Source organism: Vibrio sp. SSH13-20 (assembly GCF_040104475.1).
In the GTDB taxonomy this organism is placed as follows: domain Bacteria; phylum Pseudomonadota; class Gammaproteobacteria; order Enterobacterales; family Vibrionaceae; genus Vibrio; species Vibrio harveyi.
In genome coordinates this window covers 137,807-150,003 of the sequence record NZ_JBECOU010000001.1, presented here as the reverse complement: position 1 = coordinate 150,003, position 12,197 = coordinate 137,807, and the positions used below count along the sequence as shown (strand labels likewise).

The window sequence follows — 12,197 nt, the reverse complement described above, 5'->3', positions numbered from 1 at the left end:
AAATGTAGAAATAAAGTCTGTATACCCAAGTGACTTCAAGATGCAGGACGAAGAAGATAGGCTCGAATAGCTGGCAAAAGGAAAATACCCACGACACATGCCATGGGTATTTCATTTTCCAGTTCGATTACATCACACACTCTTTGGCGGCTTGCGCTTTTTCGATGCCTTCTTCAATCAAAGATTTGGTTTCTTCACTACCGATCGATGACATTACTTTATCCATCACCTTATCCACCGTCGACTCTGAAGACGCTTCCACCAAACAAGCGTATGCGTTGGCAATATGCTCTTTTGCTTCAATCAAGGCTTGTGGATCACTGAAATCCACATTCATCGCTTCCTCTACAGATGCAGCTAACTGTTCTGCAGATTCAGCAGCATCACCAAACTGATCGAGATTGAATGCATCTTCTACCGATTCCATCTGCTCTTGAACCGTATCAATCGCTTTGTTTGCTGCTTCTTGTGCTTGGTCAATGGCTTTGCTTGCGTCATCACAGCCAGCCAGCGCCACTGCCAATACCATTATTGAGATTGTCTTTTTCATGTTTGTTCTTCTAACAAGTAAATCGCTCATCATCACAATACGTGATAAGCCAATAGATTTTAATTCAAGAGTTGTAAGAAGAGGAAACAGAAATACTTGAAAGCCCTAAAAACAAAAGCCGCTAAAACGAGCGGCTTTTGTTTTTATATTAACTTAACTGTTTAACCAACGGCTAAGCTATTCTACCGTGGCTAATCGCCATCATTTCATCATACGACCGTTGTAACGCATCAAATGTCCACTCGAAGTACACTCTTCGCTCCATCAGTGGCGCAATTTGATCGGCATAAAATGATTCAATAGTAAGGTCAGAGTACTCAACTTGCAGACTATCGCCGTCCGTCCCCCAATCTTCGTATTCACGATTACCAATGAGATCATAAAGATTGTTACTTAAGAAGCTGTATATCACTAAGAATGATTTTACTGCATCTTCAGAAAAGTTAAGCATGCCGGCAATCTGCGCCACGTCATACGACTTTTCTTTATCACCTTGGTTAATATCAAGCCTTACCAATTGGGTCTCCCACGTTGCCAATTCACCGTGGGAGTCCAAGACATGTTGATTCAGGGCTTCAAACACCTGAAAAAAGTCTTGGATCATTGCAATGTATTTGTCAGACATAACGTCCCTTATTGTATTTGGTGAACGGACGATCTTCGCCGCCGTATTGTTGCTCACCCTAGCCAGTGGTTGTTAAAACGTAGACTACAAGTTGCAGCATTGCATACTGCCTCTGTAATCTTATTGTCATTTTTGAGTGATTAGTCAACTAATAGCGAAGGGTCGTCAATGCCCATGTAATCACACAATTCACGCTTAATGCGGTGGAAGTCTTGGATTGAAACGAAGTAGTCGGCGTAATCGGTTTTGCCTTCAATACCAATATGAATCGATGTAAAAGTCTCAATTGCCGCGGTAATTTCAATGAAATCATTCGCTAGCGAGAACGTCACAACATGATCCATATTTAGGTAACGCCCTGACTCGATTTTTAATGCCTTCGCCATGATGATTTCCTACAGCCTAAAAGTAATAATGAAATTCGGTAACTGAACAACAGACCGATGAACAGCCACACAGTGACTGAAATTCTGCGCCAAGATTGACGTGAGACTATCATAAGCGCTCGCCTTCAAAATTAGAGCCAAACCGCACTTTCACTTGGATTTACTTACAAATGAAACATTTACCAAAAATCTGACCGCAAATTCACAAACAAGGTAAAAAGCGCGTGTATTTCACAAAATATACAAACAAAAAGACCGCTGAATTAGCGGTCTTAAGAGGGTTCACAGGACAAGAGCATTAGATGTTGATTTGGTACATCGCGAAATAAGTATCCGCTTGGATAACATGCTTTTGGTTATGCTGTTTCAGCGCTTCAACAGCGTTTACAAATGGGTCATCTCCTGCAAATGCTTCCGCTAACTTGGAGTATCGCTTAGAAGACGAGAACAACACATGCGCCAGTTCTTCTGCACTGACTTCTAACTCTACTGTCTCTTTATAAACGTTGACCGCTTGAAACCCTTCACAATCGCTGAAGTTGATAGCATGGTCGTAGTTGGATTCAACCAAGTCCATCTCGATACCAAGCTGCTCAAGAGATTTTTCTAGCAGCACTTCAAAATCATAAACCACGACATGTGCTTTAGGCTGGCAAACACGCTGTAGCTCTGCCAATAAAGCCGTTGATTTTGCATAAGAGAGCGAGCCAGCAAACGTCACCACATCCACGCTACTGTCTGAAAGAGGTACGTGTTCACCGTCACCAACATGATATTCAATACTTACTGATGGTTTGGCTTGTTCAATCATTGATGTGCTCGGGTCAACCCCATGAACCTGCTGACAGAACTTAGCCAAAGCAAACGTCGATACGCCCGTGCCGCAGCCGATATCCAACCCCAATTGAAACTGAGGTAACTCTTCCAAATTGGCTTTCAAAATCACTTGATGCAGTGGCGGACGATAAGCCGCGTAGTGCTTAGAAATGGCTTGGTTGTATTCTTCGCTCACTGATGTTCTCCCAAAAAACTGTCGATGTTAATTAATCGTATAGTGTCGGATATTACTGCCACTCAAAAGCAAAAAGCCACTCAATCGAGTGGCTCTATCTCACAACTTTAAATCCTTAGCGATTTTGTACTAAACGCAGCAAGAAACCGACCTATAGCTTAGGCTCCGCTTCAAACTGTTTAAGCTCATCAGTAATCTCATTCCATGGCGCTTTCGAACCTACAAAAATGTGGAAACTCGGTTTGTCGGCAGGGATATCGTCAAGGATACCTAAACGAACATTCACAATACCGTTGTTCTTTTTCGAATAGAGGCTAGATCCGCAATGACGGCAGAATGAGAGTTCGGTATTTGCGCTCTTCTGATAGGTTTGGATATGCTCTTCACCTTCGATAACTATCAGCTTGTCGAGTGCAACACCTCCCGCCGATGAATAGTCAGAACCCGTAAACTTGCGGCATTCAGAACAATGACAATTGCCCATGTATTTGAATTCATCTGCAACTTCGATTTTTACCTTGCCACACAGACATGAACCTTTGAGTACTTCCATTTTTTAGTCCTTCTCTTATTGGAATTACGGTAACCATGCCAGTCCCATACAACGAAATAAAGATAAGTAAGTCAGGTTTGCAAAAATGGAACGACAAATTGGAAGTAAAGAAACAGAAACACAAAAGCCGAGCATGACGCTCGGCTTTCTCAATTTTGTTCGGTCAATTTAGAACACGCAGTGCTTAGCAAAGCCAGTCGCTTCGTTGGCTGTCCAATCACCTTTTGGCTTCTCTTTTAAATCTTCACACCACTGCTCGCTACCGATGCCATCTTGCAGAACGCAGTGCTTTGCAAAATCTACTGCGTTATCAGCGGTCCACTCTGTTTTAGACTTGTCACGCATGTCTTTACACCAAGCTTCTGTGCCCACTTCGTCAGTACATGCGGTAAGCGCTGTTGCCGCTAGCAGTAGCATTACCAATTTTTTCATAAATTCAGGTTCCACTTTCAATTGATGAATGGACTATACCCAAAATATCAGCGCAAGTGTTAAGACTCAGACAATTTATCGACGTTCGCTCTGTAAAAGACGTGAAATTCGGCGAAATCAACCTAACTGTATCAATAAGCGAGTAAGTACTAGCCGTTGAGCTAAAGACGACGAGCTTGGGTCAATGCTTGGAGATTTGCAGAGCCGGTACCAAAGCACGCTAAACGCAGCTCTAATGCCATTTGTTCAAAGTGATCGACAACAGACTGTGTGCTGAGTGTTGCGGCTTTTAATACCGCACCAGCTTGCCCAACTAGATTGGCACCCAGATGTATCGCCTTCGCGGCTTCTAAGCCGTTATGCACGCCACCAGACGCAATTAAAGGTAAGTCAGGGTATTGAGCGTGAATTTGCTCTAAACACTTGGCCGTTGGAATGCCCCAGTCACGAAACAACTCAGCTGCGCGCTGCATCTTATTGTCTGTCTGACAGTAACCTTCGACCGCTGACCAACTTGTACCACCAGCGCCTGCAACATCAATCGCATCCACGCCCACTTCGACAAGTTGTTTCGCCACTGCGCCACTGATGCCAAAACCCACCTCTTTGATGATCATCGGGACATCAATGCGCTGTTTTAGCTGCTCAATCGATTTAAGCACACCAATCCAATCATGGTCGCCATTCTGTTGAAAAGCTTCTTGCATAGGGTTGAGATGCACAAATAAAGCGTCCGCTTGGATAAAGTCGACCGCACGTTGGGCGTTGTCGAGACGTTGTTTGTCTCTCAGTTGAGCGGCACCCAGATTGGAATACAAAGGCACGCTCTTGGCGAGATCACGAATGGTTTTACCCAGACCTGAATGTAGGCTGTCTTCTAGGCTCACTCGCTGTGAGCCAACCCCCATCGCAATGCCCATTTCACTAGCCGCTTCTGCCAAACGACAGTTGATGATTTCTGCGTCTTTTGCGCCGCCAGTCATCGAACTGATCAAAAACGGCAACGCCAATGAATGACCAAGAAACTCGCTCGAAAGATCGATGGTGTTAAAGTCACATTCAGGCAATGCGCAATGCTCAAATTCGACAGACTCAAAGCCCGCCGTTTTGCTTTTCATGTTCATGTCATGATGTAAAACAGCGTCTAAATGTAAGTCTTTTCGATTAGATTGCGGAGCCATAATGTCACCCTAAAGTAAAACAGTCGCGCAGTATTGCGATCCTTGTCATTGCCGTCAATGCGAAAATTCGGAAATTGAACAATTTATTCGCCGAATCGAGCCTTGTAGGCTCTGGTCTTATGACTAAGGAATCATATTAAGGAGCAGCGTTTAAAACACTGCGCCTCACTGCTCTATTAAGCTTGGGTAACGATTAACAATGTTGCCACTCCGATGTGCCAAGAGTGGCAGTTCTATACGCCATTTGAGCTATTGAGTCTCGACCGATTGAATAAGTGCCACCACAGTGCTGGTTGTAGGCGGTTTGAACTGGTCTGGATCATCACAGAATTGAATTTTGCCTTTCTCTTCAACATGGAAAAGCGGAATCATCAAATTGTCTTTGTGGTGATCAAGGTAATGTTGGTAGGTGAAACTCTCGCTTAGCTTGGTGTGTTTGATTTCTGCCCCTTGGCTCAACAAACTTGCCATTTGGGTGTAACTGACGTTGCCACCCATCAGCAATTTGCCGTGATACTCTTCGGCAACCGAGTGTTTTTCATTGCCGTTAGATTTGGTTTTCTGCAGGCAATGTACTTTATCTTCGCCGAATTCGCCGACAAATTGCATACACGCCATGATATTGAAGTGTTGGTCCGGCGTCAGTGCCACCACTTGTCCAATACCAATCAGGTTCAGGTTATCATCCGCATGGCTGGAGATCGGGTTACCGTAGTAATGGTCTAAGCCCAACATGCGAACTTGGCTGATGTAATCCCAGTTAGAATCGGTGAGCAGAACTTTGCGATCGTATCTCGCCAGTGCTTTTCCTATCTCTTGCGCCACTCGGTTTGCGCCAATCAATAGAAAGCCTCTCGGTGCTGGCTCAGCCACACCCAACACTTTAGCCATAGGGCGAGCCGTAGCACTTTGTAGTACCACGGTGCCGATGATCACCATGAAGGTCATTGGCACCAACAGCATGGCTTCTGAAATGCCATATTCTGTCAGCTTGATAGCAAACAGAGACGAGATGGATGCTGCAACAATACCGCGCGGCGCAACCCAAGAGAGGAACAGCTTATCCTTGAAGGTTAAGTTACTGCGAATAGTTGAAGCGAAAATCGAAAGTGGACGCGATACCAACTGCATGAAAACAAACAACATTACCGCACCAATGCCAAGCGCAGCAAAGTCATCAAGACTGATTCGAGCCGCTAAGAAGATGAACAACCCGGTGATCAACAAGATGGTTAAGTGTTCTTTAAAGTGCAGGATCTGCTGAATGTTGATGCCCTTTGCATTTGCTAACCACATGCCCATAACGGTAACCGTCAGTAGCCCTGCTTCCGATTCCATTTGGTTAGAAATCGAGAACACACCGAGCACCACCATCAATACCGCAAATGGCTGAAGGTATTCCGGCAACCAAGCTCGGCGCAAAACGGTAGATACCGCAGCACCGGAGGCAACACCAAGAATCAAACCCACCGCAATGATGGTACCGAATACTTCGATACTGTTTACGGCATTGTGCGAGACAATAAACTCGTACACCATCACCACAAACAGCGCGCCTAGTGGGTCAATGAGAATGCCTTCCCAACGCAGAATATTGGCGAGTTTGGAGCTTGGGCGCACGGTCCTTAGCAATGGTACGATCACCGTTGGACCAGTAACGACGGTTAAACTGGCGAATAAAATCGCAAGCTCCCAAGTAAAGTTAAGGAAATAGTGCGTCGCCACACTGGTTGCCACCCAAGATATGATTGCGCCGACAGACACGATGCTCCACACCGAACCGCTCACACCACGGATCTCTTTAAAGTTAAGGGTTAAACTGCCCTCAAATAGAATCACCGCCACAGCGAGGGAAACTAAGGGGAAGAGTAACCCCCCGAGAATGTCATCTGGATTGAGCCATTGTAGAATCGGACCAACAATGATCCCTGCTAATAGCAAGAACAGAATGGCAGGTAAGCGCATTCGCCACGCCAACCATTGACAACCTAAACCGATAACCCCAACCGCCGACAGCACCAGCGCTTCGTTGCCCACTTGCATTTATCATCACCTAATTTGTTATTGTTATGGTGAGCTTTCGCCCAAAACCAATTAACTCTATAAAAAAGATTAGTTTAGTGTGAATGCTCCGCCAGTTTTCGTTCAAATATGCGACTCTCCCTCAAAATTCTCGGTCTGTGTTGTATACCCAAGTAACCTCGAGATGCTCGGTTCAGCGAGAATGACTGGGTTTGTAGACGCGGCGGCGATTTAAAGGTCTAGCGGGTCTAAATCAAGAATCGACAACAAAGTATACAAGCCCAGTCAACTCGCCCTTTGGGAGCGTGTCATTGACCCGATTGCTGCGTCAAACAACTTGGAAAGAGCGGGCTATTACGCTACGTTGTTTTCCTTGCTAGCTTTCGGTAAAAACAGAGAATCAATGACAACGCTCTGAATCCTGCATCTTGAAGTCACTTGGGTATATATCCCGTTAGCTTGCCACACAGTGAACTAAACTTAGCTAAGTTGCTCAAAGTTAAGGGTTCTCAAACAAGGAAGGGAGTGCAGCAGTTGTTAATCTCATTGGCAGTCATCTTGGCGGTTTGTGCCATAGTCATCACATGGAAAGCAGTCGGTCGAATATCAAGGCTCGAAGACGAAGTGTCTCTGCTTCATAAAGAACTGACAGAGCTGCGTGCGCGTTGGTTTGAGGGAGATACATCAACGACTCCACAGCCTGAGCATAAGGTTACAGCAGCACTGCATGCGTCAACACCACCAGACAGTCTCGTACCACCTAATGATCCGGAGCCTAAATCAGATCCAGAGCCAATAACTGCGCCTCTAGCCGCCAAAGAAATGCCACAACCAATTGTTGAGCCGAGCCTCCCGTCACTCGACGAAGTGCACATTGGTGGTTTAGCCCATAGCAGTGAATCCGTTTTTGAGAAGCAAGCCAATAAACTGCTGAGCAACATCCAAGAAAATTGGTTGGTTTGGGTTGGCGCACTCGCCATGTTGATTGGTGGCGGTTATCTCGTGCAAGTGATTGGCAGTCATATCGAGTTCTCACCAATCATGCGCGTGACCATCGCATTCTCAATCTCCCTTGCTACCGTGATAGCAGGTGAGTGGTTCCATCGCCGTGAGCAAAAATCCTCAGACCGAGCAGAACGAGCGAAAGGTTTTACTTACGTGCCTGCTGCCATTACCGGAACAGGGTTAACAGGGATTTACTGCACGGTGATCTTTGCGTTTGTCTTCTATCAACTATTATCGCCTAGTGCATCGCTGCTGATCTTAGCGGGCGCCGCATTTTCGAGCTTAGCTCTCTCCCTGCGCCAGGGACCTTTAATGGCTGTACTTGGTTTGATCGGCGGCTACTCCGCGCCCCTGTGGATTGGCGGCGCAGAGCCCAACTATTACTTGCTCGCGGGCTATATCACTGCGATTTCAGTTGCCGCGACTTTGTTAATGCAAAAGATCCGACACGCTTGGATTTCACCATCGATGACCGTGCCGCATGTTTTGTGGATGCTTCTGTTGATCGAAAGCATACCAATAGAACAACTATTCTCTTGGCTTACGCTCTTCCTTTCACTCAGTTTGTACCTGTTGTTTGTCGTACCAAGAATGGGCTGGATGCTCAAACCGCGTTACCGTCATTGCCAAGGTAAGTGGACACATCCGCCAACAGGTATTGCTCCGGCTATCACGTTGTTAATGCTGTCGGCATTGGCTCGCATGTCTAGCGTTGATACCGCAGAGATGGTTTACTTCTATGTGTTCTTTATTGCCATGATTTGGCTACCAGCCGTTCGAAAGGCTTGGTCGTTAAGAATCTTTTTACCATCAATTTTGGTGGCTTCTACCGCAATCATGCTGCTTTCTATCGCGCTTGAGTCTATCTATATGGCAGAGGGGCAAACACCAGTATTGGTTGCGCTTGGTGTCAGTATTGCGTTGATTGCACTGCGAACATTATTCCAGACCCTAGCAGGTGATCACTCACGGCTGACGGGTATCCTCTTCCTTGTTCTTGCCCCAGCAATGACATTGATTACCCTGCTCTACGCGTACGAGTTTATGAGTCGTCATGTTTTTGCTTGGACACTCTTCACCGCCGTGATTGCGGTTTATTACGCCTTACTCGGACAGAAATTCAAAGCTCTGGCGCTGGAGTGTTCAGCTATCATGCACGCCATCATTGCAGGAACGGCTTTTGTTTGGCTCAATGACACATGGCTTACGACTGCCATTTCGATTCAAGTGGCAGTAATGGCATTACAAACTCAAGCTAACCTGTTCCGCCCTGCAAGTTGGGCAGTGAAAGTTGCCATGGGGATCTTGGTCGTGCGTCTAACCTTGCTACCATTCATTCCAGAGTGGCAACCCGTTAATGCAGGGCACTGGGCTTGGGTATTGATCAGTTACTTGCCGTCTTTGACGATTCTTGCTTACGCTCGTACTGTATTACATCACTCAGATACAGAACTCGCCAATTGGTTTGAAGGTGCGTTTTTACACGTATTCTTGATGGCAGTGTTTACTCAGACCAACTACTGGCTGACGGGGCAATACAGCTACCTTGGCTACGTCGATTTCACTTCTGCCATTGTGTTTGCCAACCAAGCGTTAGTGATGGGATTGATTTACAGCTATCGCAGCAAGTTCGCGCAGCAATTAGAACGTGTTTATCAAGCTTACAGCTACCTGCTTTGGGGCGTCTTTGTTGTGTTGGTGATGCTACTCAATAGCCTTGAATCACCGTTGATGGTCAATAATGTTTCCGCTGAATCCATGCCTGTGTTTAACATGCTATCACTCGGCTGGCTACTGCCTGCAATTATTTTGCTAGTAACCACTTACAAACACTGGAACACATTGCAAATCTCACGTCCTATTGTTGCTAGCTTTGGTCTTATCTTAGCGGCAACTTGGCTAGGTATGTCGATTCGCCAATTCTGGCAGCCTATCTCGATGACGCTAGCTCAACCAACGGGTATGGCAGAGCTGTTTACCTACTCGATTGCTGGTTTGATTGTCGGCGGCTTACTCACTTGGGTAGGCGCAACACGTAAAGCGATGACGATTCAACGCATTGGTTTGGCAGTGTTGGCGTGCGTCGCGCTTAAGGTATTCTTGTGGGATGTAAGCTCACTAGATGGCTTCTGGCGAGCGGTTAGCTTCTTGGGGTTGGGGGCGTCACTGATTGGACTTGGGTGGTTGTTCCAAAAACTCCATCGTTCGGTTGCAGGACCTGTTGAGCAAGCAGAATAGTGTTTGAACAAAGAAAGAGATTCCCGACGTCGCTCTCGGGAATGACCCAGAAGAGTATTGAGCGGTTGACGAATTCTAAAGCGGAATACGCGCCTAATGATCGTCTTTTCAGAGTTGAGGAATTAAGTGTCTGGAATCTCTCTTTTAATCGCAAACTAGAAAGGCGATTCCCAACTCTTTTCTGGTTTTTGAAACCACATATTGAATCGAGAAGGGAATCTTGGAGTGTTCTTGAAAGGTTATTTCAGGAGCGCCACAACCGTATGGCGACGCACATTCGCTTGTGCATTAAGCGCTTGGAACGTTGAGGTAAATTGATCTGACGTTGCCATAAATCCATCGAGTTTCGAATTCACATCCTCGGCACTCATCTGGTTAGATTTACTTTGCACCGAACGCATCTGAGCACTCAACTCACCGTGAAAAGCTTTGGCTTCTTCCAAGCTGGTTTGCACTTGTCTTAAATGCTGATTCACCTTGGCAATAGTTTGTTTGATGCCATCTCGAGAACCTAGGTCAAAGCTTAACTCTGCAATACCGTCAGGTTCCGATTTTAGGTTCAGGACATTGGCGTGTCCCGCTGGGAATCGATGTCCTTCACCCGTCACCAATACCTTTTGCTGCATTTGCTGATAAGCAGTATCGCGCGCTTCAAATAAAATAGTGCCGTCTTCCGCCAGTGATGCGCGCATTCCCATCGCAATCAAACTGCGATCGAGCATTTTCACCGTACGCGCACCATCCGCCTGACCGTCAAACTGGATCATCACCGATTGACCCTGCGGAAAATCCAAGCGAATTTGCTCTGCTTTTTCACTCAAACGATGTACGTTCAAACCCGGGATAGAGAAGCGGCGAATATCGGCTTTATCCAGTTTTAGGTGCAGTTCGTTATCAATCACCTTTTGTCCATCAAAACGCGCCTGATCAACCACTTGTTGAATGGACGTTTTGGAGCGAACTAAGCTGTCTTGCAAACCAGGGACGTTCTGTGTGCCTTGGCTAACGGCTTGGGTCAAACCTCGCTTAATTTGAGTCAGCTCTCTACCAATCACTTGCAGCGATTTTGATGCGATCTGCACAGCAGTTGCTTGTTGCTGACCTTGAGTAAGCTGAATACCGGAAACAGAATAGGCTGACGCGGTGTCAGCCTGAACTTGCCTAGGACGCGGTTTAATCGCACTGCTCGTATCCGCTGAGCGGGTCGGCATGATAGAGGCTTGTTCTTGCCCACCTAAGCGTATACTGTGGGGTCTTACCTCTACTGTGCTCATCACCATATAAAACTTCCTTAAATACGATCAAACAGGTTGAGATCGTTGATCTTAACGTAGCTAGCTTGCGTTGCTTGTAACGCTGCCATGTAGTTGCTCAAACGTACTGATGCTTCACCGTAATCGAGCGCAGACAAATCGTTCGTCACTTTATCAACAAACAGCTTGTTTTCGCCGTGAGCTCCATCCATCAGATCTAGGTTGTTGTGGCGTCCACCAATCTCTGTGATAGCACCTAATACGTTTGCAGAGGTATCATCAATGGCAGCAAGGCTAGCGTCCACTTCAGCTCGAAAATTCGGACTCGGCTTCTCAAATTCTGCAATTAAAGCATCAAGTTGGTTCAGCACATTGTCGCCACTGCCAAGCTCTAAAATGTCTTTAGCGGTCATGTTGGATTCCATGGTGACGCCTTTAGCAACCGTCACAACACGCTTATCACTGTTGCCGTCTACTTGGTAAACACCGCCCCCGTTACTCACCGCTGGTTTGTCGGTTTGGGTGCCTGAAAACAAGTAATGACCTTCTTCGTCTTGTGCATTAAAGGACGACTGTATGGCATCTCGGTAGCTTTTTAGTTCGGTAACCATGCCGCTGCGGTCATCATCGGTTAACGAGCCATTTGCCCCCCAAAGCACCAAATCGCGAACACTTTTCAGGCTTTCATTCACAGAATCCAAATGTGTTTCTTGCGCAGAAAGCGTCGTTTTCAGATTGGCAATATTGCTTTGGTACTGACCGATTGCGCTGTTTTCACGCTCAAGGTTAAGTAGCTTAATGGACGCCATTGGATCGTCTGAAAGCTTGGTCAGTCGATTACCTGTCGACATTTGTTGTAGCACATTCCCCAAGCCTGCGTTGTTAGTTTGCAGACTTTGCAGCATCATTTGGCTGAATTGAGTGTCACTGATTCGCATAT

The 12,197-nt window shown here is 46.3% G+C and carries 11 protein-coding genes; 1 reads left to right on the top strand and 10 read right to left on the bottom strand.

The annotated features are described in order from the left end of the window. Positions 1–127 precede the first annotated feature (127 nt). From ABMY42_RS00725 to ABMY42_RS00690, 8 genes are all read right to left on the bottom strand, one after another. The gene (locus ABMY42_RS00725) at positions 128–550 is read right to left on the bottom strand and encodes a hypothetical protein (protein WP_017188588.1); all 423 of its coding nucleotides are present in this window, start codon (positions 548–550) and stop codon (positions 128–130) included. A 172-nt stretch (positions 551–722) separates the two neighbouring features. Beyond that, positions 723–1,175, bottom strand: coding sequence for a hypothetical protein (locus ABMY42_RS00720; protein WP_005445358.1), 453 nt, complete (start codon positions 1,173–1,175; stop codon positions 723–725). Between the two features lie 140 nt (positions 1,176–1,315). After that, positions 1,316–1,561, bottom strand: a complete 246-nt coding sequence (locus ABMY42_RS00715) for a hypothetical protein (RefSeq protein WP_017188587.1) — start codon at positions 1,559–1,561, stop codon at positions 1,316–1,318. Between the two features lie 298 nt (positions 1,562–1,859). Continuing rightward, positions 1,860–2,573 carry a class I SAM-dependent methyltransferase gene (locus ABMY42_RS00710; protein WP_199450381.1) on the bottom strand — a complete coding sequence of 238 codons (714 nt, stop codon included), beginning with the start codon at positions 2,571–2,573 and terminating at the stop codon, positions 1,860–1,862. Positions 2,574–2,724: 151 nt separating this feature from the next. Further along, a complete protein-coding gene (locus ABMY42_RS00705; RefSeq protein ID WP_009696921.1) occupies positions 2,725–3,126 on the bottom strand; it encodes a GFA family protein in 402 nt (133 codons plus the stop codon). A 168-nt stretch (positions 3,127–3,294) separates the two neighbouring features. Next, positions 3,295–3,558, bottom strand: coding sequence for a DUF3012 domain-containing protein (locus ABMY42_RS00700; protein ID WP_005445362.1), 264 nt, complete (start codon positions 3,556–3,558; stop codon positions 3,295–3,297). Positions 3,559–3,719: 161 nt separating this feature from the next. Beyond that, on the bottom strand, positions 3,720–4,739 hold the full coding sequence (gene fni, locus ABMY42_RS00695) for a type 2 isopentenyl-diphosphate Delta-isomerase (protein WP_349265854.1): 1,020 nt from the start codon (positions 4,737–4,739) through the stop codon (positions 3,720–3,722). 249 nt (positions 4,740–4,988) lie between these two features. Next, complete coding sequence (locus tag ABMY42_RS00690) at positions 4,989–6,782, bottom strand: sodium:proton antiporter (RefSeq protein WP_349265853.1); 1,794 nt, start codon at positions 6,780–6,782, stop codon at positions 4,989–4,991. Between the two features lie 504 nt (positions 6,783–7,286). On the opposite strand from ABMY42_RS00690, the gene ABMY42_RS00685 reads away from it, so the two are divergent. Next, positions 7,287–10,004, top strand: a complete 2,718-nt coding sequence (locus tag ABMY42_RS00685; RefSeq protein WP_349265852.1) for a DUF2339 domain-containing protein — start codon at positions 7,287–7,289, stop codon at positions 10,002–10,004. Between the two features lie 239 nt (positions 10,005–10,243). Here the strand turns inward: ABMY42_RS00685 and ABMY42_RS00680 are convergent, their stop codons facing one another. Together ABMY42_RS00680 and flgL are read right to left on the bottom strand one after the other, a co-directional pair. Continuing rightward, positions 10,244–11,284, bottom strand: coding sequence for a hypothetical protein (locus tag ABMY42_RS00680; RefSeq protein WP_005445367.1), 1,041 nt, complete (start codon positions 11,282–11,284; stop codon positions 10,244–10,246). Between the two features lie 11 nt (positions 11,285–11,295). Further along, complete coding sequence (gene flgL / locus ABMY42_RS00675) at positions 11,296–12,195, bottom strand: flagellar hook-associated protein FlgL (protein ID WP_005445368.1); 900 nt, start codon at positions 12,193–12,195, stop codon at positions 11,296–11,298. Positions 12,196–12,197 lie beyond the last annotated feature (2 nt).